This window comes from Streptomyces sp. So13.3 (genome assembly GCF_005860785.2).
GTDB classification, from domain to species: Bacteria; Actinomycetota; Actinomycetes; order Streptomycetales; family Streptomycetaceae; genus Actinacidiphila; species Actinacidiphila fildesensis.
The window spans coordinates 2,015,055-2,039,576 of sequence record NZ_CP048835.1; the positions used below are offsets into that span (position 1 = coordinate 2,015,055).

Genomic DNA, 24,522 nt, shown 5'->3' on the forward strand with positions numbered 1-24,522 from the left:
GACATGCCAGATCCGGTGCGACGCTTCGTCGACTCCGCCATCGGACCGTTCACGATCACTGCCGTGCATTCCTGGGCCGGACCGGGTCGGCCTGCGGTGTGGGAAGTCGAAGCCGTCGACGGCCGCCGCCTGTTCGTGAAACACCATGCCAGCCCGAAGGGCTACAGTCGGGAAACCTTCGCTTACCGGTACTGGACGTCAGCCCTCGGCGAGAGCCGGGCCCCGACCCAGTTGGCCGCAGACCCCGCTACCCGGGCCATCGTCCTCACCTCCGTCCCTGGTCGCAGCCTCCACGACCAGCCGCTGGGACTGGACAGTGAGTGGGTGGCTTACCGGCAAGCCGGAGAACTCCTCGCCCGGCTCCACAACATCGCCCTGCCCGCTCCGGCCGACCGCGCAACCGCGGCCGGTTGGGAGGCGGAGGTGGCCAGGATGCTCCGCAACGCGGCGCCGATCCTGCCCCCGCACGACGTTGCCCTGCTGCGCGCCCTCACCCTGCAGCCACCGCCGGCGCTGCCCGAGGTCGTGGCCCACGCGGACTACATGCCCCGCAACTGGCTCTGGGACCCGCACACCGAGCGCCTGCACATCATCGACTTCGAGCGGACCGGCATCGAGTGCGCCGCCCGCCGGGATCTGTCGCGGCTGGAGTACCGGCTCTTCGCCCAACGGCCGGATCTGCGTTTCGCGTTCTACCAGGGCTACGGGCGGGCACTGACCGACGGTGAGCGCCGGGCGTGCTCCGCGTACGCCGCCCTGGACGCCGTGAGCGCCCTGCGCTGGGGACAAGAACACCACGATGATGAAGCCGTCCAGCAGGCCCGGACCATGCTCGACGCCCTGCGCGCCGAACCCACCGTCGCAGGCAGCAGCAGCGCCGGCGAGGGGGAGGTGAGCGGCGCGTGAGTGTCTTCGAGGGCACCGCTGGGTACTACGGCCGCTACCGGCCGGGCCTGCCACCAGAGGTCATCGCCCTGCTGGCGGACGCTGGCTCCGCCTCCCGCCCGAGACGGCTCCTGGACATCGGTACAGGCACAGGGCTGGTGGTGAAGGCACTGCTCGACCAGTTCGACGACATCATTGCCCTCGACACCGACGCTGACATGCTGGTGGTCGCCGAGACGGATCTGCGGCCACGCCTTCCGCACGGCGCCCGTCTGTCGCTGTGCCGCGGTGCTGCCGAGGAGTTCATGCCGCCGCAGGGTTGGCGGGCGGATCTGGTGACGTTCTGCCGGGTCTTCCACTGGCTCGACCGGGCTGCCGTCCTGGCCCGCCTCAACCAGCATGTGGCGCCGCACGGGGCGGTGGCTGTGCTGGCCGACCGCAGCCTGTGGACGGCCACCAATCCCTGGCAACAGGCGGTCCGCAGTGTGGTGCAGGACTTCCTGGGCACACAGCGGCGCGCCGGCAGCGGCGCGTTCCCCGCTTCCCCGGAGCCGTTCGGGCAGACGCTGCGATCCTCGGCGTTCAGCAATGTCAGCGAGACCTACGTGCCGGTGCGCCGCACCTGGTCCACCGACGGCGTCCTGGGCTATCTGTACTCCACCTCGTTTGCCGCGCCGCACTTGTTCGGTGACCGGCGCGACCGATTCGAGACTGCGGTGAAGCGGATTCTGGCCCTGTTCAGTGACAACGACACCTTCATCGAGGACAACACCTTCGTCATCCATCTCGGCCGCCGACCAGCCTGAGCGGCCCGCGTACGACAGCAACGACACACCGTAGGGAGTAGGGGAAACGATGGTTCATCGCACGAAGACCGGCGTCCACCTGGCGATGGTCCAGGACGGCCGGGTGCGGCCCGCCGTCGGAGGAGAGGTGATCAATGCCGAGCAACATCAGTGCGCCACATTGACATTCTGGCCCCTGGACGCGATGCCCGTGGTCGGGTGGCACGCATGACCTTCAACGCCGACGACCAGCAGCAGGTGGTGGAGATGCTGGCCGCCCGGTACGGGGTGCGGGCCGAGGCCGTGGAGCCGGAGGCGGCGGGAACGGAAACCCGTAACACTCGCGTGCGGTTGGCGGGCGGCGCCCGAGTCTTCGTCAAACGCTACTCCGCTGGCACCGATACCACCGCCGTACGGTCTGCTCTGGCCCTCGCCGCGTACTGCCAGGAAGCAGCGGTGCCGACGCCGGGTATCTGGCGCGATCGCGATGGCGAGCCGGTGACCTGGCACGCCGAGACAGCCTGGTGCGTCATGGACGAGGTTGCCGGGCACCCCGGCGCCACCCTGACCGTGGCACGCGCGGAAAGCATCGGCGCAACCCTCGGACGACTGCACCGCGTCGCCGCCGACTACCACGGCCCCCTGCGGCGCCGCTCCACGCCGTGGCGCCACGACGCCCCGGAACCCGTAGCGAATAAATGCGAACGCCTCCTCGAATACCTGCGAGGACGACCGGGCCCGCAGGGCGACCTGCGACACGACCAGCTGGCTCAGCGGCGCCGGGACCTCATCACACACAGCCGCCTGCTGCAAAAGGGTCTGCCCAATGTTCTGGCCGATCAGGCGCTGCACGGTGACTTCACCCGCCCCAACGTCCTCGTCTCGGGCGATCAGGTCACGGCCGTCATCGACTTCCAGGCACTGACCGGACCGGTCGCCTGGGAGTTGGGCCGGATCGCCTTCGACCCGCTGACTGTCGCCCACTCCGCGACCTGGCAAGACACCGCCCTGGTCGTGATCGGCGCCTACCGGGACGAGAACCCCCACATCCCGGGCGCCGACCTGATCGCCACGGCGCGGATCGCCCTGCTGTACTTCCTGTTCAGCACCTTCGGCGCCGTCACCGACGACCTCGACGTGCCGGCACACGTTCACGTCGGACTGCTGGAGTACTGGAACGACAAGAACGCCACCGTCAACCGGCTACTCGCAGGGCTCGACGACATGGAATACGCGCTGGCCTTCCTCGTCGAGTCGAAAGCAGGCCCCCGGTAATGACGGAGTGCGGAGCTGCTACCTGTCGGGGCGTTCTCGGACACACCCCTGGCCGGGTGGCCGGTACCAATTTCGGGGCGGTGAAACCTCTCTCGGGAGTGGTTGGCGCCGCTGGGGTGAAATCGCACACCGCTCGCTCGGGTCTCGCCCGCCCTGTCTGGGATCCATGCCGTTGCCCGAACATCAGATCGGCAAATGACCCTTTGGGGGGCGTAACGGGCCGTCGAGAGGCTCGTTTTCCGAGCACCTGTCCGAACTTCAGGAGGCGTCGTGCATCCCCATCAGAACATCGTCGGTGTCCATTTGCTGTTCGAAAATGACGGCCAGGTGCTGCTCGGGAAGCGCCTGAATACCTCGTACGCGCAAGGCGTCTACCACGTTCCTGCAGGGCACCTGGAGCCTGGCGAACCGGTGACGGCCGGCGCGGCCCGCGAGGCATACGAGGAACTCGGGGTGGTCATTGACGACGAGTTCGACCTGGAGCTGGTGCACGTCGTCCATCAGCACGACGGGGACGACGGCCGCGATCGGCTCCAGTTGTTCTTCCGCGTGCTGGCCCACAGCGGGGTGATCACGACCCAGGAACCGGACCGGTGCGCGGGATGGGAGTGGCACTCGCTGCACGCACTGCCAGAGCCGCTGGTCGGCTACACCCGCACCGCGCTCGACGCCATCCGCGTCGGCCGGCCGTTCACCGCCATGGGCTGGGACACCACCCTGACGGCATCAAAACCAAGCGGCGGGCGCCCGTGAAGATCCGCAATCAGGATAGTGCCCCGGGCGATGTACCGCTGTCCGCGGCCGAGCAGCTGCTGTTCGGCGGCAGGCTCAAGGGCGACTGGGGCTGGACCACCCACGAGGGCGCCCGCCTGAACCTCACGTTCCTATCCGTCCTGCGGCAGCTTCCCCGCATGATCGGCCAGACCGCCGCCATGGGCTGGGCGGTGGACCGCGTCGCCCTGATCGCCGTTGTCTTCGCCCAGCTCGGCCAGGGAGCCGCCATGGCGTTCGGGCTGCTGGCCACCAACCGCGTCCTGCTGGGCCTGTTCGCCGGCGGACCGACCGGCGACAAGGTCAAAGCCGCAGTCCCGGCACTGGCTTTGATGGCGTCCGCCAGCGCGCTGGCCGCGGTGCTGCGCGCGGTCTCCCAGGCCGCGGGCGGGCGGCTGGGGCCTAAGGTCGAGCGGCTGGCGGCGGTGAGCATGCTCGCGCGGATCATCCGCGTGGAGATGGAGACCATCGAGGACCCCGAGTTCCATGCCCTCGTCGACTCCGGGCAGCACGGCACGATGGCTGCCCGCAACCTCATCCTCCACACCCTGGGGATCATCGAAGGCGTCATGGCGCTGGTAGCGACCGGGGGCGTCCTGCTGATCTTGCACCCGATCCTGCTGCCCTTGCTTCTGGCGGTCGTCGTCCCCAAAGGCTGGGGCACCATCCGCGCCGCCCGCCGCACCTACGCCTCGCTCCAGCTGTGGATCGAGCACATCCGCCAACAATCAACGCTGCGCCGTTTGTTGATCTCCCAGACCGCCTCGCCGGAACTGCGCGTGCACGCGGCCGGGCCGTTTCTACTCGACCAGTTCGAAACGATGACGAAGGAGGGCGAAGCCGAGCAGACCCGGCTCGCCCGCGCAGAGGCCGGCACCGAACTGGCCACTTCCGCGATCTCCGGTGTCACCTCCGCCACGACCTATGTGGTCCTGGCGTGGCTGCTGACCAGCGGGCACATGCCGCTCGCGGCGGCAGCCACCGCCGTCCTGGCCATCAGTACCGGCACCACTGGACTGCGCGGCCTGGTGGGCAACGTGCACCATCTCTACGAACAAGGTCTGTTCTTCAACGACCTCATCCGCGCCCGCGATGAGGCCGAGCAGCGCGCCATCCCCACCGGGGGCCTGCCCGTGCCCGCCAGCCCAGCCACCATCAAATTCGAGAAAGTCTCCTTCACCTACCCCGGCCGCGACACCTCCGCCCTGGACGACATCTCCCTGACCATCCGCCGGGGCCAGGTCATCGCACTCGTGGGAGAAAACGGCTCGGGCAAGACCACACTGGCCAAGGCCCTCGTCGGTCTCTACCAGCCAACCGCCGGCCGCATCCTGTGGGACGGCATCGACATCCGCGACCTCGACCGCGACCAACTCTTCGACCGATGCGCACTGGTCCTGCAGAACTTCATGCGCTGGCCGTTCACCCTGGCAGCCAATGTCATCATCGGCCGCCCCGCCGCCCGGGAGGACACCGCCCGGCGCGCAGCCGCCGCCGACTACGCCGACTTGGGCATCGTCGTCGATGACCTGCCACGCGGCTGGGACACCCTGATCGAGCGCGGCTACCACGGCGGCGTGGAAGTCTCCGGTGGCCAGTGGCAGCGCATTGCCCTTGCACGCGCGTACTTCAGGGATGCACAACTGTTGGTCTGCGATGAGCCGACCAGCGCCCTGGATCCGGCGGCTGAAGTGGCCGCATTCGAGCAGATCCGCAACCTCGCTGCCGACGGCCAGACGATCATCCTCATCACCCACCGGCTCAGCTCCGTCACTACCGCCGACCGCATCTATGTCCTGCACCACGGACGACTCGCCGAGGCCGGAACCTTCGCGACGCTCATGGACGACAACGCGGACGGCCCGGGGATCTTCCGGCGCATGTTCCTTCTGCAATCGCGCCAATACCAAAGCGAAGCCAGCGACACCGAAGCCGTCATTCCCCGGCAGGCACCGTGACCCAGCCCCAGGCGCCGTTGAGCAGCAGCGTCGTGTTGATATCCGACCGGAGGGTGGCCGCGATCCCCTTCCAGGAATGCGAGCCGACCGCCCACTGCGGCCCCTCGAACTGCCGTAACGGCCCCACCACCATTCCGCCTTTCACGAACGAGGAGCAATCTGTGGGATACACCCGGGCCGACTGGACCGAGCACTACAACGACGGGCGAGGCTTCCGGCAACTGGGAGACGAGGAGAAGGGCCTGCTCCTCGAACACGCACCGGCGCCCGAGAGCGGCAGCCGCGCACTCGATGCATGCTGCGGCACCGGCGAGATGGCGGCCTACCTCGCTTCGCTCGGGTACATGGTCGACGCTGCCGACTTCGCCGAAGGCGCCCTCGACCGTGCCCGCGCCGAGCATCCCGGAGTGGAGGGGCTGCGCTGGCTGCGCCTGGACATCGAGCACGACGACCTTGCTGATCTCCACGACGGCTACGCGCTGATCGTCATCCGACTGTCCATCGCCTTCCTCCGCTCTCGCACCTATATCCTGCGCCGCCTGGCCGCGCGGCTGGGCAAGCACGGGAAACTCATCGTCATCACGCCGCTCGCGGAACACACTCCCGAGAAGAGGCGCCACATCGCGCTCGACGAGGATGAACTCGCCGCGCTTACCGACGGGTTCAACGAGACCGAGCGCTTTGACGCGGAGGGCCTGGCGGTCCTGGTTCTGCGCGGCCGCGGCGGGTCGTTCAGCGCGGAGGAGAAGTCACGGCCCGATCCGCAGGCCGTATTCGGCGCCGCAATGGTCGTCACCGATGCGTTCGGACGGGTCCTACTGGGCCGCTCGACTCGGGGGATGTGGGAGCTGCCGGGCGGCCGGATCGAGGCAGGCGAAGCCGCCGAAGCCGCTGCCGTGCGGGAGCTGTCGGAAGAGAGCGGGCTGACGGCGCGCACGGAGGACGCGCATGTCGTCACAGTGCTCCACGACGACTGGCTGGATGTGCGCCGCATCACCGCGGTGGTCCGCATCACCGGTTGGGAGGGCGAACTTGGCCTGCCGGAACCGCACCGCTTCGTGCGATGGGAGTGGCACGACCTGAACACCCTGCACACCCTCGGGAAGATCTTCGCGCCCAGCGCCCAGGCGCTCACCGCGGTGTGGCCCGGGGTGCTGCCGGGGCTGCCGTCTGTCCACTCCTACCCGTGCGCCACCGTGGTCCCGCCGGTGCCCGGTGAGCCGGCCGAAGCCGTCCGGTATCGCCAGCAGATGACGGAGACGGTCGTCTCTGGCGGCTGGGCCCCCTCCCAGCCGGTCCGGGATGCGCTGCAGACCGTGCCCCGCCACCGGTTCGTCCCGGAGGTTAACCTCGCGACCGCGTACGACGGCGGCGACCGTGCTGTCATCACCCGGCGCGACGAGGCCGGAACCGCGATCAGTTCGGTGTCCGCGGCCTGGCTGCAGGCCGACATGATCGAGCAACTCCGGCTGGAGCCGGGGATGACTGTGCTGGAAGTCGGATCGGGCGGCTACAACGGCGAGCTCCTGGCGCATGTCCTGGGACCGCTTGGGCGCGTGGTGACCGTGGACGTCGACCCGTACGTCGTGCGCCGCACCCAGCGCCTGTGCGCGGAAGCCGGCAGCGGCCGAGTCACCGCCGTCCTCGGCGACGGCGGACTTGGGGCACCCGCACATGTCCCTGCTGGCGGGTTCGACGGTGTGATGATCACCCACAACGCGGCTGACATCGCGCCGGCCTGGCGGGATCAACTCTCCGAGGGGGCACGGCTGGTCGTGCCGCTGGAGATGGGCGGCTACACCCGCTCTCTCACCCTGGTGCGGCGTGGCGACGTGCTGCACTGCGAGCACTGGACGTACTGCGGTTTCGTGCGGGATCGCGGCGCCGCCGCCCGCACCGCTCCTGCCGTCCGTCTGGCCGACGGCGAGGTCACAGTGAGGTGGGAAGACGGTGAGCCCGGTGACACCACCGGGCTTGAGGAGGCTCTGCGCGGGGCGCGGTACGAGCTCACCACCGGCCTCGTGGTCTCGGGTACCTTCAATTTCGAGACCTTGCAGGTCTACGCCGCGACCACACTGCCGGGGTTCTGCCGGCTGGCCGCCCGGGAAGGGTCCACGCTGGTGGCGCAACAAGATGCGACCGCGATGCTGTCGGACGGCTCCCTCGCCTACCTGACCTACCGCAAGGTCAAGGACGCCCCGGATCCGGCCGACCGTCTCACCGAGTTCTTCATCCACGCCTACGGCCCAGCCGCCGACGAGCTGGCGGAGCGCTTCGCCGACTGCGTGCGCACCTGGGACCACAAGGTGCGCGAGCGCGGCTACCCGCCGATGACCGTCCACCCAGCCGGCACCCCTGACGAGCAGCTGCCGGCCGGCGACGTGCTCGACAAGCCCTCCGCGAGGCTCGTCTTCCAGTGGCCCGGCCGCGTTCCCGACGGCACGCAGGACCTGCTCGCGGTGGGCGGCCGGCGTACCTGACTCCGCCGAGTCGATCCCTGCGGAATCCGAGCCCCCAGAGGCTGGCGGGCTGCCGACCTCGTTCTCACTGTGCGTCCACCCTTCGTTCACCGCGTACCTGACCGGGGAGGCGGCGAGTCTCCGGGGCCCGGCCGTCGCCTCGGCCGGCGCCGCAGTTCTGGCCGGCGCCTGCTCGGTGCCCACAGCGATGTGGATCGGCACCGCCATCCTGTGCCTGCCGCCCCGCCTGCTGTTGGTGACCCAGGTCGGCCGTCTGACGGCCATGCCCCTGGCTGCCGTCTCCCTCGTCCAAGAGGCAGCGTGACACCGCGCGTGGACGCAGTACCCGACGTCCTGGCCCCCGTGGCCCGGCTCACCGGAGTCGGCCGTCCCCCTGCCATCTGAACCGTCCCAGCCCCCTGCGAGAAGGAATCCCGCCCGTGACGTCCCCCGCAACACCCTCCCTGCTCGGTGTGTTCGCCCATCCCGACGACGAAAGCCTCCTCGCCGGCGGGGTCCTCGCCCAGCACGCCGCCGTGCAAGCGCGCACCGCTGTCGTCACCATGACGTGGGCGACCGACAGCCCGCGAGCCGCCGAACTCTCCCACGCGTTGCGCGCACTCGGCGCGGGCGCGCCTCGCATGCTCGGATACCAAGACGCCCGCAACCCACAGTCGGCCCCAGGCCGCCCGCGGCTCGTCGACGCACCGCTGGACGAAGTGATCGCCGCTCTGGTCCACCAGATCCGTTCGTTCCGCCCCGACATCGTGGTGACGCACGACGCGCTGGGCCAGCTCACCGGTCACCCCGACCACCGCCGCACCCACCAGGCCGCTGTCCTGGCCGTTCAGGACGCGGGGCTCGCGTACCTGCACCCTGAAGCCGGTGAGCCCTGGCAACCGCGCGCCGTGTACTGCGCCACGCATCCCGAGTCCGGCGTCGGCGATCTCGGGCCGCTGCTGGAGGCCGTCGGCAAACGCGTGCTCGCGACCCCGGACGCGTACGCCACCACGGCCGTCGACGTCACCCCCTGGCTGGAACAGAAGTGGTCGGCAATCCTCGCGCACCGCGGGGAGGTCGCCCGTGAACGCGCGTTGCCCGGGATCCTCGCCCGCCTACCTGCGCAGACCCGGCGAAAGATCATCGCAACCGAGTACTTCTCCCGGCTCGCGACCGGGCCCGTCCCGGACGCACCTCACCGGCTCACCGCCTGACGGGAGCCCCCGCCTCAGTCCACCCCCCGGCCCCACCGGCCCCTTCCGACTCGGAGAGCCATGACGACCACATCCGTTCCCGGCGAACTGCCCAGCAGCGCAATGACCGACGAGGCGTACGGCGCCCTGCGTGCCTCGGCCGCCCTGTGGGTCGGGACGTCCGTGCTGATCACCAACCAGCTCGGGCAGGTCCTCGTCCAACACGTCGACTATCGCGACACGTGTCTTCTGCCGGGCGGCGCCGTCGACAAGGGCGAGTCCCCCGCTCACGCCGCCGCCCGTGAACTGGTGGAGGAGCTCGCCATCACCGCTGTCACCGACCGGGGCCTGGCCGTCGACTGGGTCTCCGCCAACAGCACCGGCACGGCGGCGGCCATGCGGTTTCCCGGCGAGATTCTGCACGTTTTCGACGGCGGCACATGGGACGACGACCGGATCGGCGAAATCCGTCTGCCGCCAAGCGAGATCACCGCGATCGAGTTCGTCGAGCCCGCACGGCTGCCCGACTTGCTCTCCCCGCCCGATGCCCGACGCGCCATGTCTGCGCTGCGGGCCCGGATCAACGCGGCCGGCACGGTACTTCTGGAAAACGGCCTCCCGATCGCCCCCACCGTCCTCGACCGGCTTGGCGTCCTGCAGACCGCCCGCCCCACCTACCGCTACCCCTGGCATCAGGGCCCAGCCCCGCACGACCTCACCGTCACCCAGGTATGGGCGTGGCTGTTCGCGCCGGACGGGCGCGTCCTCGTCCTCCTCGACCCCCACACAGGAGTCGCCATCCTGCCCGGCGGCACGCCCGAGGAACAGGACCAGGACGACCCCGTATCCACCCTGCGCCGCGAAGCCGAAGAGGAGGCGTCAGCCCGGTTCGGGAGCCCGCTGCTCCTAGGACACGTCACCGACCCCGCCGCGCGGCGCGGATACCTGCGCTACGCCGCGGCACTCATCGGCGTCGACCCCGCCCGGCCCGATCCGGCCACCGGCCACACCTACACCCGCATCCTGGCTACCCCCGAACAGACCACGGACCTCTTCGACTGGGGACCTGCGGCCGCCGACCAACTCGCCGCCGTCCACCAGGCTCGCCGGCAGCTCGGCCTCCCCCGGGCCGCCCGCCAACCCGTCACCCAACTCACCGGCCCCACTGCCTGGTAGCCGTCTGCTCCCCATCTACCACCCTCCCGAGGAACCTTCCATGAACCCCTTGCCTCGCACACCGTCCACGCCCGACGCCCCAGCTCCGCCCCCCGCGGCTGTTCCTAGCAGGTCCGTGCTCCCCCTGGGCACTGCTGCCACGGGCATGGAATCGGAGCGCCGCACGGGGCACTGCCAGTGCGGTCACATCGCCTACGAGGTCCTCGGCACACCGGACGACCCTCACCTGTGTTCCTGTGAACACGAAACGCGCATCTCCGGCGGCCCCGCTGTGCTCTGGGTCGGCTTCCGCAAGGACGGACTGACCTGGACCGGCCCCGGCCACGAACCCACCTGGTTCGCGACCTACACCACCCTCAAGCGGGGCTTTTGCCCTCGTTGCGGAACCCATGTCATCTCCATTGCCGCCGGCTCGGACATGATCATGGTGACCGGGTTCAGCCTCACCGACCAGACAGGCATCGAACCCGTCGGACACAGTTTCCGCGAGACGGCAGCACCGTGGATGACTGTCACCCTCGCTCCCGACCCACGCGCCCCACGGCCCGCTGCATCGTGACTCACTCCCGGCCAACCGGCCCCACGCGCCATTGGTCACCGACCCGCTCTGCCGTGTCCTGCGCGAATCCACGCCGCATTGCGGCCCGGCGGGCGACTGGTCTTCTCCGTCGGACGGGTCCGCGCCGGCAAGTTGCAAGGTACGTGGGTCGACAACCTCACCCTGGCCGACTGCGCCCGACTGCCCGTCGTCCACTACAGCCGCGACGGCACCGCCTGGACGAACCTGCTGATCCGGCACGGCTTCACCGGCGTTGGCTGCGTCGAGGTTCCGGCCCGGCGGGCGGAGGCCAACCTCACGCTGGTCCTGACGGCCACACGGCCCCGCGGGTGAACACGGCGGTTGCCCTCACGTCCGGACGAGCACCCGCTCCTCGTCCGGCTCAGCCATCGACAGCCGTCGCCCGGTGACCGTGATCGCGCCCCAGGCCAGCGAGACGATTCGAACACGCGTACGATGGGCGTATGGCCCCTCCGCTCCGCTCTTTTCCCCAGGATCTGGCCGCAGCGCAGCTCGCCCTGCACCTCACCTGCCGCGAGCTCGCCGCTCTGTATGGCCGACTCCCCCGCTACGCCGTGTCGGCCGCGGCATGGATCGGCCCCCGACGGCACCGCACACCCGGCGGCAGCTGGCTGGAGCGAGACGGACCACGCGGCGGTGGAGGAACTACTGGACCGCGAGCGCGAACTACGCGCCGCCATCGCTGGGGATCCGTTCTGGACGACCGCTGCCCATGGAGAAACGTCGTCACCCCGAGCGCTGCCGGCGCTGCGCATGGGGGCGCTGGAGCAGGCGGCGTAGCCATGCGCGAGCGCCAGGAGCATGAGCAGGTCGACCGACATGATGGGGCGGAGCCGCCCGCGTCCGCACCGATACCGCCGGCATGGGTGATGCTGCCGGACCGGCAGGAAATTACCGCCCTGCTGCACGGCTGGATCCAGACCCGCCATGGTGCATGGTTCTGCGACGTGGAAATCACCGCTTGGACCCTGACCCGGCTGCCGGACCGGGAGATCGCCGAGCCTGCGCCCATCCGCTTCGCCGTTCCCGCCCACCGCGTCACCCCGGTCCCCGACACCTCCTACGAGGGTGTGCCGCTGCGTCGGCATCCCGACGCGGTGCGTCGTCTGCGCTCCTCCCGCCGCGCACCCGGGCCGCCGACGGCGCCGTCGGAGCCTGACCCGCCTCCGGAGGCCGAGTGGCAGTTGCACACGCTGGGCGGGGACCCTCCACGGCGCAGCCTGCACCATGGCGACTGCTGGATACCGAAAAGTGGGACGCCGCTCACCGCCGCACAGGCCCGCGCAGCAGCCGCCCAGAAGGACATCGCGGCGGACTGCACGATCTGTCACGTTGCTCAGCGCCTGCCAGCCATCGGCCGGTGAGTACCGTCCTGCCCGCCGTGCGGCCTGCACGGACTTCGCGCCGGTCCGCCGTGTCGCCCAGCGGCTGCCTGCCATCCGGGTGTAGCCGCCACCGGCTGCCGTGCGGTGGACGCTGATCTCGATAGCCTGCGCGGTCGAACCGAGGTCGCGGCTCGTGATCTTGGTGTAAGGGCGGCCGTGTTCGTACTCTGGTTCGTGCTTCGGGCTCATGCTGACCATGACGAGCTGGGCCGACCATGAGCAGATCGAAGGAACGACGAACATGAAGCATGGGAATTGACGTGGTGGACAGTGTGGAGCGGGTGACGGTTACCACGAGCCGGGACAGGTCGGTCGATGTGTACAAGCCCGTACGCGTCGGTGCAGCAGCTCGGCCCGCCGTTCTGCTGTGGCACGGGCTCGGGCCGAACGAGCGAGACGTCATGGGCGCGGTCGCAGAGCAACTTGCTGGCCTGGGCATTCCGGCGTTCGCGGCGGACTGGCAGTCGGACGCGAAGGACGGCGGGCAAGCGGACCTGCTCGGCTCACTGGAATTCGTACGGAAGAACGCCGCCGAGTATGGGGGCGATGGGCGGCTGGTGACGGCCGGTTGGTCGGCGGGGGCGGGGCCGGCGGTTTCGATGGCGTTCCGTCCGGACCTGGTGGACGGGTGGCGCCCGCTGGCGGTGGTCGGTCTGGCCGGGCGCTACGACCTGGTGGCGCGTTCTTCAGGGACCCCACCGGTCGAGGAACTGGCTGTGACAACCGCGTCGCCGGTACCTGTGTGGTTGTCGCATGGGACGGCGGACGACGTTCTGGACTGGCGGGAGTCGCAGAGATTTGCGGGGGCGGTGCTCGACCGGGGATGGCCGGTGCACTGGGAGCCGGTGGACACCGATCACGCGGGGATTTTGGGGATGGAGTACGACGTGGCGGCGCAACGGTGCGTGCCGTCGTGGTCGGAGGGTGCCCAGCGGGGTCTTCGGGCCGCGGTGCGGCTGGTCGAATCGGCGGTGCGCGGCGGCGAAGCCCTGTAGATCCACGTGCCCCCCCGATCCACGGGTTTCCGGGTCGGGGGGCAGCTGACCTGGATTGACGTGCTCAGGTGCGATCCAATGCGGGTCAGCCGACTGCGGGCGCCAACGAAGAGCCAGGTGCTGCGGCAGCAGTCGCGGCCTGGCTCTTGAAGTGGGCGGCAATGCGCAGAAGGAGCCGCATCTCCTGTGCCGCGGTGTCGGCCGGCACTCGGGCGTCGGCGTACTCGACCGGGGTCGTGGCCGGGCGCCCTTCCTGGTGGGCGCGTAGCGCATGGTGGATCTGCTCGGCGGTCACCGCGGCGGCGCATTCAGCGGCGGTGAGTTGCGCGTGGCGGGTTTCGGCGGAACCGCGGGCGCTGGCGCCCAGGTATGGCCGGAGTTCGATCATGCCGTCGCGGATCTCGGTGCTGCGCCGGTAGAGGGCGAAGTTGATCGATCGCAGTCGCAGGAAGGTGCTGCGCTGGGGCGGGGCTTCGACGGCGGTGATCTCCGGGGAAGCGGCGCGGAGGGCTTCCCACAGGGGACCGAGTCGCTGGTAGGTGTAGTGCTCGTTGGCCCATGTGTAGGTTTCACGGGCGCGGTCGACGAGGGTGGGCAGGAGATAGCCGACGCTGGTCAGGAGCGCGCCGAGGTCGCCGCACAGCCAAGCAAGATCGAGCCACTTCACGTCGGCCATGCCGAGGAGGTTCGCAGAGCGGATGATGCTCTGGCCGATGGTGATGAGGGCGCCCACGGAGATGATGCGCAGGCTCCAGGCGACCCAGGAGACGCCCACGCGGCGCGCGAGCTTCCAGCACTGGATCGTGAGGTACGCCTGGGCGGCGGTGTAGGCGGTGATGTAGATGCTCAGGTACGAGGCGTAGGACCACTCACGAACCTGATAGGTGGAGAAGTCGTCGATGGGGATCTGGAAGAACGTCACCATCAGGCCGGCGATGACGACGGCGCCGGCTGCGAAGAACCACTTCGCCGCGCGGCGGGCTTGGCCGGGGGCGTAGGCCCAGTAGGCGATGACGCTGGTCTGGCACGTGCACACCAGCATGACCCAGCTCATAGAGAGCGGGACGGCAATGTTGGTGACGCCGAAGGTGCTGTCGATGCGGGACCAGATCGGCGGCTTCTCGATGATGAAGCTGACGGCCGAAGCCAGATAGGTCAGCGCCAGCAGCAGGAGCGCCGGATTCGTCTTCGTCTTGTTGCTTTTCAGACCCCAGAGCAACAGGACGAATCCCAGGCTGGATATGGCCAGGCAGTAGGGGTGCAGCGCGCTCACTGTGCGTTGTTCTTTCTTCGTATGAGGGTTCGCATGACCCGGTCCGCGTCCGCCCCCTGCGTGGCAGGAGTGCTGCTCCTGTGGCGGACGTACGTTTGCAAGTAGGTGCCGATGATCTCGGCTTCCAACTCTTGCTCGTCGTCGTACCGGGCCCGGCAGAGAACCATCTGGATCAGTTCGGGGTCGAGGTCTCCCAGGATGATCCCGGCCGCGGAGGCCGGAGCCACCTGATTGCCCCGATGTCCCTTGAGAAGGTGACCGAACTCATGGGCAATGATGTGATCTTGGTGAGACGGGCTAGTGCCCGGGTCGTAGCCGATGTAGTTCACACCGGCGATCTTGACCACCAGGCCGCAGGGGGTGCCCCCATCGGCGGGCATGGTCGGCGAGATGATGACAGGCTCGCCGATCAGCTTCTCGACGTAGTCGTGCAGCTCGCGAACGCTTTCGACGCGAGGAAGATCCAGAGACCGGACGAAGCTACGGCACTTGTCGAGGACTGGCTGCGCCAGTGTCGATTCCTCGTCTCGGCCGGTGCGGCGTGAGCGGCGCCTCATGGATCGCTCCTCGTGCTGATTGTCAGATGGTCCCCTGATCGCCTTCGGTCGGGGTGTGCGGTTCGGCCGGCAACCCTTCGGCTAGGCGGAAGTTTTCGATGAAGGACTTGACGGTGGATAGGCCCGCGTCACTGAGACCGACCGCCCGCATGGCGATGCTGGTCACGCGCGCGTCCTGGAGGCTTTTGAGCATATCCGCGCTCACCCCATGCTGATTCAGCCGGGCCAGCTCGTCCAACTGCGCCATCAGGGCCTCGGGGGCATCGCCTTCGCTCATCCGCCGGGTAAATCCGGCGAGCTGCTTGTGCAGGGCCTCGGGGGTCGCCCCGCCGGCTTTGAACCCATTGAGTTGGGCGATCAACGTGTCCACGACCTTGGCCGTGGCGGCGTTGGACCAGTAGTCCCGCGGCACCCCGAAGAAGTCCGCGAGCGAGTCCATATGCTTCTTCGTCGGGTTGTCGGCCCGACCCGTACGCAGCTGCCACATGTAGGTGTTGGAGAAGCTGGGAAGGCCCTGTTCCTCCAGCATCTGCACAACCTGCGGGTTACTGAGCGGCCCCCGCGGGTCGTGAGTGCACAAGAAGTCCAGGCGCTCGGCGAAGGTGCTCCTGGCAGGCAGCTCGTGCGCCTCGTCCGGAGTCTGCGTTCCGTGGGTATGGGTCACGGTAGCTCCTCCCCTTCGATATTCATCACGGTTGATACTCGTAGACAATCTGTTCGACCTTCTGTCTAGGATAGCAACTGAACTTGTGGCTCCGCTTCGCATCGGAGCTGCTCGCGCGACGCATGGGGGAGCGCTCTGTCCCGTGGCGGCAACGTTATCGAACTAGTATTCGGAACTCGTTCCAAGGATGGGATGGACTCGTGAGGCATGGCCCGGCCCATCAACGCCGGCAAGCACTGACGGCGGCCCCGCAGCGGGCCACCCGCCACGAACAGCAAGATCGCGGTTGCGGCCAGCCCGCGCGTTGGCGCGGCCGACACCACGGCGCGAGCTGCCCATTTTCCGACCCTGCGGGATCACCGTTACCCCCGGACAGGCGAGCGACATAGGGGACGCTAAGCCCAAAAAGTGGCACGTACGACTTTGGCGATCTTTGTCCCTGGAGCGAACGAGAACTCACCCTTGACGGCTCCGGTGGAGCCTGGGTTAGATCGCCCCGGTCAGCGAGTTCAACAATTCGTTGAGACATAGGTCACGTGGGGGGCGCAGTGAGATCAACTCCGCCTTTCGGAGCGAGCAGCCTGTAGCCCAGCTTTGCCGACCGCCTCCAGGCGTGGCCCTTGCCAAGCGCTTCGGGCCATCGCGGCAACGCTCCCCGGCGTACTACGTGAGCACTACCCGGGGGCGTTTCGACGCCTCGCCCCCATCACTCTCTGCAACTAGTACAGAGTTTTAGAACCAACTCTGGATCTTGATGCGGGTCTCTGCGTATGTTCGTCGTCACCCCAGGCAACCCTGCCCGGCGCTACGACTGCGAGGAGCGAGCGCCCCGGATCGAACCACGCAGGTCCGAAAACAGCGGCGGCGTCCGAGAGCTATGAACTCCCGGACGCCGAACGCCAATCGGCATAACCCGCCCCGGCAAGGGCGGAGAGTGCCCACCATCACCACGCTGATCCCTTCCGCGGGACGTCTCAGCGTGGCAACACTGCAAAGGGGATTCTTGCATGCCTCCTGCCCTGCGCAAAAGGCCCATCTCTCCGGCCTGCGCGGCAGCCGCTTCCGTCGCACCGAGTCATCAGCTCCGCCCCGTGAGTGGGAGTGGCCGATGAGCGTCGATTCCCGCGAGTGGGTGTGGGAGCACAGTGCCAGCCGGGGAACCGCTCGCTTGGTCCTGCTGTCGATTGCCGACCGGGTGCCTGACAAGCAGTGCGTGGCCTGGGCTTCGCTGACGAGCCTGATCGAGCGGACGAACGGGTCGCGGAGCGCAGTGCGCGCGGCTCTGCTGGCTCTCGCCGACAGCGGCGAGCTGGAGCTGCTCGACGACTACCAAGGCCCGCAGCGGGTCACGGTCTACCGCCTGCCCCGCGCCGCCGCCTTCCAGGCCAAGGTCGACGCGGCCAGGCAGGAGGACCCGGACGCGCACGTGGAGCCGTCCGACGCGGACCCGGTGCCGAAGCTGGTGCCGGAGAAGCTCCAGCGGTATGGGATCTGGCCCAAGAAGGGTACGGATTCGGCACCCTCGAGTCGGAATCCGACCGGTGCGGAATCCGACCCCGCGCGACGGAATCCGACCCCTCGACGGTACGGAAACAACACCCTCGAAGGTGCGGAATCCGACCCCCAGAACCGTAGTGAACCGAAGGTGAACCGTAGGTACAGCAGTAGTGCTGGGGCCGGCGTCATCCCAGCCGCCGAGTGGCAGGTCGACCCAGCCACCCACGCCTGGGCCCGCCAGCAGGGGCACCTCGACCGCCTCGGCGAACAGGGCCTGCAGGCCGCCGACGAGAAGTGGCGGTTGCACCGCGCCAACTTCAAGCCGAGGGGGGCAGGAGCGTGGGCTGCCGACTGGCGCTCCTGGATCGCCCGAGAGCATCCACCGGGCCGTCCGAACCTCTACGCCGTGTCCGGCAAGAGCGCCGCTGCGCCGGGTGGCATGACCCGGGCCGAGGCCCACACCGCAGCGCTCCTGGCCGCTCTCGACGAGCCGACCGGTACGGAGGGCTGACCGTGGATCGCCGCGAAATCGCCGCCCTGCTGGCCTACATCGGCCGACTCGACCCCCGCACCATCCGCACCGACCAGGGCGAGGCCCGCGACCAGCTCGCCCAGTGGCACGAGCTGCTCGGCGACGTGCCGATGGCCACCCCGCACGGCTGGGACGCCCGCGTCGTCGCCCGCCAGCACATCCGCATCTCGCCCTACCCGATCCTGCCCGCCGATGTCGCCCGCCCGTGGGAGGGCTACCGGCGCGACCGACTGGGCCGGCACACCGACCCCACCCCGGCCGTCGACCCGGACGACCAGGCCGCCTGGACCGCCGCACTGGTCAGCACCCGGCGCGCGGTGGCCACCGGCAGCGCCCAGCCCGCGCAGTACCGCGCGATCACCAGCGGCCAACTCGATCCGGACCTGGCGAGGCTGCGGGAGGTCGGCTCCTGCATACCGCCCGCAGCGCGCGCCGCCCTCGCCTGCTACCGGCCGGCCCGCGCGACGCGCGAGGCAGCCCTCGCTCAGGGTCAGCCCGATGCCCTCGCGGTGCGGTGCGACTGGTGCCTGGCCCCGGCCGGCGAACCGTGTCGGCGCCGGCGGGTCGGCCTCGACGGCGGAGCACGCGGCACCGCCCCGCGCGCCACCCCGCACCCCAGCCGCGCCGACCTCGCCGCCGCCCAGCAGGCCCAGCAGCCCGCCCTGGCCTGACCGGCGCACACCGCCGGTGCATCCCACCCGGCGCACCGCCATCCCACCATCGTCCCGTCCTGGCTGCGGCACACGCCTTGCGCCGCAGCCGGCACCCGACGCCGCGTCCACTCAGCGCCCGGCCCCCGGCCGACCGACGCGGCAGCACATCGGAGACCACCATGCGCCACATCACCACTCACCACGCCCCGGCTACCGGCCTGCGCGGCATCGGCGACACCAGCTGGCACGCCCGCGGTACGTGCTACGGAATGGACCCCGAGGACGCCGACGCCGTCTTCTTCCCCGGCCCTCGCGACCACGCGGACATCGCTGAGGCGAAGGAGCTGTGCGGCTGGTGCCCCGTCCGCCGCGACTGCCTCAACTTCGCCCTGGAGAACGTCCTCAAGGAGGGCATCTGGGGCGGGCTCACCGAAGCCGAACGGCGCCCCTGGCACAGCGGGCTGCACAAACGCACCGACTACGCCCGCGTGCTCGCGGTGTTCAACGGACGCGACGTGCACCTGACCGCCGCCGAACGCCAAATCGTCATCGACCACGCCTACGTTCGCGGCTGGCGACCCGACCGGCTGGCTGCCGCCCTACAGATCAGCTATACGCACGCCCGCGACCTGCTCCGACAGTCCGCCAACAAGGTCTTCGACCGCGACCGAACCTACGGCGTCCCAGGGCCCAAGAAGAAGCGAGCAAAGAGCGCCCCGACCAACGGCACCCCCGCCCCCTCCAAGCTCGGACCAAGCCGGCCGGTGTCCCGTCCGGCGACGTCGTCTTCGGCGCGCACCCCTCTTGGAAAGGCCGCATGACCCACCTCGCCCTGCCCCTCGGTGCCGCACCGGACCTACCTCTCCTTCTGACGATCGGCGGGTCCATTGCCGCCCTCGCCCTGGTACTGGCCGGCTGGGCGGTCCGGCGCCGAGGCGCGCCACCGCGGCAGCGCCGCAGCAGCCCGGCGGTCAAGGTTGCCGCGCTCGCCGCGTTGGCCTGCACCGCCTACAGCGCGGATACGAGCTGGCGCTTCGCCGCCGACTACCTCAACATTGCCGGCACCGCCGAACGCGCCGGCATGTTCGCAGCGGCCGAACTCGCGCTCTTTGCGACCGCCTTGATGGCCCGGCAGAACCTGGCAACCCAGGGGGCGCCGGGCCTGCCGGGCACGCTGGTCTGGGTGATCACCACGGTGCAGGTGATCCCGGCCTTCGCCGAAAGCGGCCCCATCGGCGGCACGGTCCGCGCCTTCGTCGGGCCCATCATGGCGGCGATGCTGTGGCACCTGGCCATGGGCATCGAACTGCGGCTGCACACCCCGAACGCCGCCTCCCACGGCTTGGTCGCCACACTGGGCCGGGAGGCGCGCGAGCGGCTGCTGTCCCGCCTGGGCATCGCCGCCCGGGACCGCGACGCCGCGCAGATCACCCGCGACCGGGCCACCGCCAGCGCCGTCGCCCTCGCCGCCCGCCTCGCGGAGCGCACGCCTGCCCAACGGCAAGGCTGGCGCGGCCGTCGGCTCACCCGGCGGCTGTCGAAGGCGGTCGGCCGGGCCTCGGTCGGCACCGACCCACTGCAGCGCGGGCAACTGCTCGACCAGCTCGCCGCCCGCCGGCACGCACTCGCGCTCGCCACGGTTTCGCTGCCCTCTCCCTGGTCCCCGCACCACTGCAGCATGACGACCTCCACGGTCCCCTCGCTGAAGGCCCAGAATGCGTCGGTCCCCAAGGACGGTCCCCAGCTGGTTACCGAACTGAGCGGGGACCGGGGACCGTGCAAGGAGAGGGGACCGGTCCCCGGAATCTGGGACCACGAGGCGGGGACCGAGAACCGTGATTCGGGGACCGAAACGGGGACCGAGCCCGTCAGGCAAGAGCCCAACCAGGGGCACGAAGGTAGCGCGGGGACCGGCCGCCTTTCGGTCGAAGTGCCTGCTCAGGCCCAGGGACCGCAACGGGGACCGACGGGCGCCGGATCGGGGACCGGGCCCACCGGGGACCGGGGACCGACCAGCACCGGACCGGGGACCGGGCCCACCGGGGACCGGGGACCGACCAGCACCGGACCGGGGACCGGGCCCACCGGGGACCGGGGACACAAGGTCCCCCTCCCGCGGAAGCCGACCGCGAAAGCCAGGGGCAAGCGCAACGGTCGGTCTCGCAGCTCGCAGCCGCAACGCCCGCCGCGCGAGCTGGAGCAGTCCGTAGACCAACTCACCCAGCAGATCCGCCCCCACGTCCCCGCCCTGCTCGCACGCGACGGCAACGAAGCGGTCACCCGGGTCCAGCTGCGGGAGATTCTCCGGCGCGAGGGCCTGACGGGCGGCCGGAACGACCGACTGAGCCTCGTCCTCCAGCACCTGCGGAACGACGACGCCACGAAAACGAGGAGCACCGCCCGATGAAGATATGCCGCCGGTTCAAGACCGTCCGTGCAGAGTACGAGCGGGAGATCGGGTTCATGCTCGGTCACGCCGAACGGCACGCGGGCAAGCCATCGGGCAAGTCCAGCGCGAAACAAGCCATATCGACGAAGGCACGGATGGCCCGTGCACTCAACAGTCACGTCGGACGCTGCCCTGAGTGCGGATGAACCGGCAACGCAGCAGCTCAATGCCCCTGTCCACCCGGCTGGTCCGGCCTTGTGCCGGGCCAGCGCCCCGTTCCGGAGGCGCGTCGTGATCCCGGGTCCTGTGCGCTCATCCGCACCCACGTCCGCCGAGGCCGGCGCCGGGGCGGACGTCCTGGTCCGCCGACGGCTCCTGCACACAGCCGTTCTCGCCCCGACCGGCCAATGGCTCGTCCAACACCGCCCCGACGGACCCGTTCGCGTCCTCCCGGGACCGGCGGCCGTCATCGATCTGGTCGCGACCATCCAGCACCGCATCCACTCCACGAGGCCCGTATCTCGATGACGAACCCGCCCCAGAACGACTCCACCCCCGAACCTACACAGGACCTCAACTCGGTCCCAGAGCGAGCAAGATGGAGGTTCGGACACTCCCCCGAGGGGGGAGCGTCCGAACCTGTCCCCGCCCCTGGGGTGGCGGGGCCCGACCGGCACCAGGGGGCGCCGGTCGGGAAGGCTGCGACCGAGGGCGGATCGCAGCCAGGAACCGCCCCCAAGGGGCGGCGCCAGGGAAGAGCCCGCCCGCGCGACAAGAAGCAGCGCCGCGCGCACAGCGTCCGCCTCAACCCATCTGAGCACGCCCTCATCCAGGCCGGAGCAGACACCGTCGGCATGAGTGTGGCCGGTTTCCTCGCCTACTGCGGGCTGGCCATGGCCCGTGACCAGTCCCGTACTGCCGTCGCCATCGCCACCGAGCGCGAGGTACTGACCGAACTGTTCGCGATGCGGCGGCAGCTCGGCTGGGCCGGCAGCAACCTCAACCAGGCCGCCAAGGTCCTCAATTCCGGCAGCGACGTACCCCATCTGACGCAAGTGATCGCCGATATCCACCGGGCGGCCGACGCGGTGCGGACCGCCGCCAACAGGGTGGCCAACCGGCAGACGGGGGAGGCGCCTTGATTCCACAGATTCACCCACAGGGGGCCAACACCCTGGGGCTGCTGCACTACCTCTATGGCAAGGGCACCCACGAGGAACACATCGACCCGCACCTCGTCGCCTCCTTCGACGGCATGTCCCCCGACCCCGGTCGGGATGCGACAGTGACGAAGAAGGACCTTCAGGAACTACTCGATCAGCCCCTGCAACTCCTGCCCGCGGACCAGCGCCCCGACAAGCATGTGTGGCACTGCTCGGTGCGCGCCGCACCCGACGACCCGACCCTGACCGACGAGCAATGGGCGGACATCGCCCGTCGAATCGTTGCCGCCACAGGGATCGACCCCCGCGACGGCGCGGGCTGCCGCTGGGCTGCTGTACGTCACGCTGACGACCACATCCACATCGTCGCCACCCTCGTACGCGAAGACGGCCGCCGGCCCGACCACCACCGCTCCGGCCAACGGGCCCAAGCCGAAGCCCGCCTCATCGAAAAGGAACTCGGCCTCCACCTCGTCGCGCCCGGCGACGGCACCGCCGCGAAGCGCCCCACCAGTGCCGAACGCCACAAGGCCAAGCGTCAGGGCCGCGAGCGCACCGCGCGAGAAGAACTGCGCGAGACGGTACGGCGCGCCGTGGCGGGCGCGACCGGCGAGAGCGAGTTCTTCGACCGGCTCGCCGCCGCCGGCCTCCTGATCCGCAAGCGCATAGCCCCCTCCGGCGACCTCCTCGGCTACAAGGTGGCCCTGCCCGACGACCGCAACAAGGACGACGAGCCCGTGTTCTATCCCGGTGCGCGCCTCGCCCCGGACCTGTCCCTACCCCGCATTCGGGAGCGTTGGTCCGCCCACTATCCCGACCAGGCACCATCAGATAATCCCGGCCGCCCGGCACCGGGCAGTCCGGCTGGCGCGCGTCGGCGGACCGCTTCGGCCGCCTGGACCGCAGTGCTGATCGTCGAGCGCGGCGATGACGCGGTCGCCGCCGCGTACATCGCGGCGGCCGGTGAGGTCCTGGACGCGCTCGCGACGACCTCCGCCGCCCACACCCGCCGTGACCTGCGCGACGCCGCCTCCGCATTTGAACGCGCCTCGCGCTCCCATGTCCGGGCCGAGCGTGGCCACGACCAGGCCCTGCGGCAGGCTGCCCGGGACCTCGTGCACGGCGGACCAGCCCTGGGCCGGGGCGAAGACGGCGCGACGACCGCCATGGCTATCGACATGCTGTTCTTCCTCATCACCGCCACCGTGCACTGGCACGCCAAGAAGGGGCACGCGCAGCAGGCCGCCGCTGCCCACCAGGCCGCCGAGCACCTGCGCTGCGCCTACCGAACGGCTGCGGCCCAACCCCTCGGAGCCCTGTATCAGCGCGGCCGAACCTTGAACCGTCCCCTGCTCCAGCGGCAGGCAGTGATGCTGCGCGAGGCGCTTCCGGAGTTGGCCGAGCAGGTCCTCGCCGAGCACGGCTGGCCCGCCCTCGCCGCCACCCTCACCGACGCCAAAGCCGCTGGCCACGGCCCGGCCGCCCTCCTCGCCGACGCCGCGCAGCGGCGGGAGCTTGGCACGGCGGAGTCCGTCAGCGAAGTCTTGGTGTGGCGGTTGCGCCGGACCGCAGGTCTACCCGCCGACACCAGCGACCAGGTCAACCAGCGCCCGGGAACGGGCCACGCGCCGCAGCCGGCGCGACACGGCACGGCGGATCGGCCCGGGCCTTCGCGCCCGCGACTGTGACTGTGACTGTGACTGTGACTGTGACTGTGGAGTTTGTGAGTTGAAGCTGTCCGGGACCTCGGGCACGATCATGACGGGTGCAGGACGAGATGAGGGAGGACCTCAGGTGTTTGACCGGATACGACGCCGGGCCGCGGAGCCCAGCGAAATGCAGCGCCAGTTCTTCGCGCAGGTGGCGCGGCTGCCGGCGCAGATACCGACGGAGGTCGAGCGGATACGGGCCGAGCCGACGGCTACCGATCCGGCCGCCGTGGTGGACGACTTCCTTCCGCCGGAGCTGCGCGTGCCGACCCACGACCAGCTCGGTGGCCGGATGACGTCCTGGCAGCAGCCGCTCGTCTTCGACAGCGAGCTGGTGGCCTGTGCCGAGTGCGGCGTGTACCGGGGCTGGGTCATCCTCTCGACCCGCGACCAGATCTGGCTGCGCTGCCCGGCGGGCCATCAGCAGCGTGAGACGCGTCTCGACACCGCCTGGTACAACCGGCACACCGGCCCCGCGGACAGCACGCATGCCACGTTCGAGGACTGCCTGCGCCACCTCGGCCACTGACCCCCTCCCCTACAACCCGCCGGGCCCAAGGGCCCGCACTGACCACCCATCGCCTAGTACTGCAACCGCATGTGGGGGTGGTGGCCTCGGCGTT

Annotated in this window: 24 protein-coding genes; 21 read left to right on the top strand and 3 right to left on the bottom strand. The window is 69.8% G+C overall.

All coding sequences use genetic code 11. From position 1 onward, the window contains the following. The first annotated feature begins 3 nt into the window (after window positions 1–3). The 13 genes from C8250_RS09150 to C8250_RS09205 all read left to right on the top strand — a co-directional run bounded on the left by C8250_RS09150 (window position 4) and on the right by C8250_RS09205 (window position 13,462). Window positions 4–906, top strand: a complete 903-nt coding sequence (locus C8250_RS09150) for a phosphotransferase (protein WP_244809796.1) — start codon at window positions 4–6, stop codon at window positions 904–906. Then, window positions 903–1,691 carry a class I SAM-dependent methyltransferase gene (locus C8250_RS09155; protein ID WP_138357259.1) on the top strand — a complete coding sequence of 263 codons (789 nt, stop codon included), beginning with the start codon at window positions 903–905 and terminating at the stop codon, window positions 1,689–1,691. The genes C8250_RS09150 and C8250_RS09155 overlap by 4 nt, the downstream gene beginning before the upstream one ends. Window positions 1,692–1,898: 207 nt before the next feature. After that, on the top strand, window positions 1,899–2,945 hold the full coding sequence (locus tag C8250_RS09160; protein WP_138357258.1) for a phosphotransferase: 1,047 nt from the start codon (window positions 1,899–1,901) through the stop codon (window positions 2,943–2,945). Window positions 2,946–3,215: 270 nt separating this feature from the next. Then, on the top strand, window positions 3,216–3,698 hold the full coding sequence (locus C8250_RS43430) for an NUDIX domain-containing protein (RefSeq protein WP_138357257.1): 483 nt from the start codon (window positions 3,216–3,218) through the stop codon (window positions 3,696–3,698). Window positions 3,699–3,856: 158 nt separating this feature from the next. After that, a complete protein-coding gene (locus tag C8250_RS09165; protein ID WP_244809057.1) occupies window positions 3,857–5,674 on the top strand; it encodes an ATP-binding cassette domain-containing protein in 1,818 nt (605 codons plus the stop codon). 161 nt (window positions 5,675–5,835) lie between these two features. Beyond that, window positions 5,836–8,154, top strand: coding sequence for a methyltransferase, FxLD system (fxlM, locus tag C8250_RS09170; RefSeq protein ID WP_138357255.1), 2,319 nt, complete (start codon window positions 5,836–5,838; stop codon window positions 8,152–8,154). Between the two features lie 419 nt (window positions 8,155–8,573). Then, on the top strand, window positions 8,574–9,347 hold the full coding sequence (locus tag C8250_RS09175) for a PIG-L deacetylase family protein (protein WP_187144794.1): 774 nt from the start codon (window positions 8,574–8,576) through the stop codon (window positions 9,345–9,347). Window positions 9,348–9,407: 60 nt separating this feature from the next. Further along, window positions 9,408–10,502, top strand: coding sequence for an NUDIX hydrolase (locus C8250_RS09180; RefSeq protein WP_138357254.1), 1,095 nt, complete (start codon window positions 9,408–9,410; stop codon window positions 10,500–10,502). Between the two features lie 145 nt (window positions 10,503–10,647). Then, complete coding sequence (locus tag C8250_RS09185; protein ID WP_138357253.1) at window positions 10,648–11,061, top strand: GFA family protein; 414 nt, start codon at window positions 10,648–10,650, stop codon at window positions 11,059–11,061. Window positions 11,062–11,139: 78 nt separating this feature from the next. Further along, entirely contained in the window at window positions 11,140–11,394 is a 255-nt protein-coding gene (locus tag C8250_RS09190) for a hypothetical protein (RefSeq protein WP_138357252.1), read from the top strand. A 324-nt stretch (window positions 11,395–11,718) separates the two neighbouring features. Further along, entirely contained in the window at window positions 11,719–11,862 is a 144-nt protein-coding gene (locus C8250_RS09195; protein ID WP_187144795.1) for a hypothetical protein, read from the top strand. Between the two features lie 2 nt (window positions 11,863–11,864). Further along, window positions 11,865–12,446 (top strand): DUF6233 domain-containing protein, encoded by a 582-nt coding sequence (locus tag C8250_RS09200; protein ID WP_138357251.1) that lies wholly within the window; start codon window positions 11,865–11,867, stop codon window positions 12,444–12,446. 284 nt (window positions 12,447–12,730) lie between these two features. Beyond that, window positions 12,731–13,462, top strand: a complete 732-nt coding sequence (locus tag C8250_RS09205; protein WP_244809058.1) for an alpha/beta hydrolase — start codon at window positions 12,731–12,733, stop codon at window positions 13,460–13,462. A gap of 85 nt (window positions 13,463–13,547) precedes the next feature. On the opposite strand, the gene C8250_RS09210 is transcribed toward C8250_RS09205, so the two are convergent. Genes C8250_RS09210 through C8250_RS09220 form a run of 3 tightly spaced genes read right to left on the bottom strand, consistent with a single transcriptional unit; the run spans window position 13,548 to window position 15,956 of the window. Continuing rightward, window positions 13,548–14,735, bottom strand: a complete 1,188-nt coding sequence (locus C8250_RS09210; protein ID WP_138357249.1) for an MAB_1171c family putative transporter — start codon at window positions 14,733–14,735, stop codon at window positions 13,548–13,550. Next, a complete protein-coding gene (locus C8250_RS09215) occupies window positions 14,732–15,292 on the bottom strand; it encodes a hypothetical protein (protein ID WP_138357248.1) in 561 nt (186 codons plus the stop codon). The genes C8250_RS09210 and C8250_RS09215 overlap by 4 nt, the downstream gene beginning before the upstream one ends. 22 nt (window positions 15,293–15,314) lie before the next feature. Further along, complete coding sequence (locus tag C8250_RS09220) at window positions 15,315–15,956, bottom strand: hypothetical protein (protein ID WP_187144796.1); 642 nt, start codon at window positions 15,954–15,956, stop codon at window positions 15,315–15,317. A 1,108-nt stretch (window positions 15,957–17,064) separates the two neighbouring features. On the opposite strand from C8250_RS09220, the gene C8250_RS09225 reads away from it, so the two are divergent. From C8250_RS09225 to C8250_RS09255, 8 genes are all read left to right on the top strand, one after another. Then, entirely contained in the window at window positions 17,065–17,964 is a 900-nt protein-coding gene (locus C8250_RS09225) for a helix-turn-helix domain-containing protein (protein WP_138357247.1), read from the top strand. A gap of 2 nt (window positions 17,965–17,966) precedes the next feature. Next, a complete protein-coding gene (locus C8250_RS09230; protein WP_138357246.1) occupies window positions 17,967–18,656 on the top strand; it encodes a hypothetical protein in 690 nt (229 codons plus the stop codon). Window positions 18,657–18,817: 161 nt separating this feature from the next. Then, window positions 18,818–19,459, top strand: coding sequence for a WhiB family transcriptional regulator (locus C8250_RS09235; RefSeq protein ID WP_138357245.1), 642 nt, complete (start codon window positions 18,818–18,820; stop codon window positions 19,457–19,459). Beyond that, a complete protein-coding gene (locus tag C8250_RS09240) occupies window positions 19,456–21,045 on the top strand; it encodes a hypothetical protein (RefSeq protein ID WP_138357244.1) in 1,590 nt (529 codons plus the stop codon). Before C8250_RS09235 ends, C8250_RS09240 begins: the two co-directional genes overlap by 4 nt. Continuing rightward, window positions 21,042–21,233, top strand: a complete 192-nt coding sequence (locus C8250_RS43435) for a hypothetical protein (protein WP_138357243.1) — start codon at window positions 21,042–21,044, stop codon at window positions 21,231–21,233. Before C8250_RS09240 ends, C8250_RS43435 begins: the two co-directional genes overlap by 4 nt. 648 nt (window positions 21,234–21,881) lie before the next feature. Then, entirely contained in the window at window positions 21,882–22,169 is a 288-nt protein-coding gene (locus C8250_RS43445) for a plasmid mobilization relaxosome protein MobC (protein WP_138357241.1), read from the top strand. Further along, window positions 22,166–23,878, top strand: coding sequence for a relaxase/mobilization nuclease domain-containing protein (locus tag C8250_RS09250; protein WP_138357240.1), 1,713 nt, complete (start codon window positions 22,166–22,168; stop codon window positions 23,876–23,878). Before C8250_RS43445 ends, C8250_RS09250 begins: the two co-directional genes overlap by 4 nt. Window positions 23,879–24,026: 148 nt before the next feature. Then, window positions 24,027–24,428, top strand: coding sequence for a hypothetical protein (locus tag C8250_RS09255; RefSeq protein ID WP_244809059.1), 402 nt, complete (start codon window positions 24,027–24,029; stop codon window positions 24,426–24,428). The last annotated feature ends 94 nt before the right edge of the window (window positions 24,429–24,522 follow it).

What these genes read in the sequence shown, in the direction of transcription:
- C8250_RS09150 (WP_244809796.1), top strand. Translation starts at nt 4, where the DNA reads ATGCCAGATCCGGTGCGACGCTTCGTCGACTCCGCCATCGGACCGTTC.
- C8250_RS09160 (WP_138357258.1), top strand. Translation starts at nt 1,899, where the DNA reads ATGACCTTCAACGCCGACGACCAGCAGCAGGTGGTGGAGATGCTGGCC.
- C8250_RS09165 (WP_244809057.1), top strand. Translation starts at nt 3,857, where the DNA reads ATGATCGGCCAGACCGCCGCCATGGGCTGGGCGGTGGACCGCGTCGCC.
- C8250_RS09180 (WP_138357254.1), top strand. Translation starts at nt 9,408, where the DNA reads ATGACGACCACATCCGTTCCCGGCGAACTGCCCAGCAGCGCAATGACC.
- C8250_RS09185 (WP_138357253.1), top strand. Translation starts at nt 10,648, where the DNA reads ATGGAATCGGAGCGCCGCACGGGGCACTGCCAGTGCGGTCACATCGCC.
- C8250_RS09200 (WP_138357251.1), top strand. Translation starts at nt 11,865, where the DNA reads ATGCGCGAGCGCCAGGAGCATGAGCAGGTCGACCGACATGATGGGGCG.
- C8250_RS09215 (WP_138357248.1), bottom strand. Translation starts at nt 15,292, where the DNA reads ATGAGGCGCCGCTCACGCCGCACCGGCCGAGACGAGGAATCGACACTG.
- C8250_RS09225 (WP_138357247.1), top strand. Translation starts at nt 17,065, where the DNA reads ATGAGCGTCGATTCCCGCGAGTGGGTGTGGGAGCACAGTGCCAGCCGG.
- C8250_RS09235 (WP_138357245.1), top strand. Translation starts at nt 18,818, where the DNA reads ATGCGCCACATCACCACTCACCACGCCCCGGCTACCGGCCTGCGCGGC.
- C8250_RS09240 (WP_138357244.1), top strand. Translation starts at nt 19,456, where the DNA reads ATGACCCACCTCGCCCTGCCCCTCGGTGCCGCACCGGACCTACCTCTC.
- C8250_RS43435 (WP_138357243.1), top strand. Translation starts at nt 21,042, where the DNA reads ATGAAGATATGCCGCCGGTTCAAGACCGTCCGTGCAGAGTACGAGCGG.
- C8250_RS43445 (WP_138357241.1), top strand. Translation starts at nt 21,882, where the DNA reads ATGAGTGTGGCCGGTTTCCTCGCCTACTGCGGGCTGGCCATGGCCCGT.
- C8250_RS09255 (WP_244809059.1), top strand. Translation starts at nt 24,027, where the DNA reads ATGCAGCGCCAGTTCTTCGCGCAGGTGGCGCGGCTGCCGGCGCAGATA.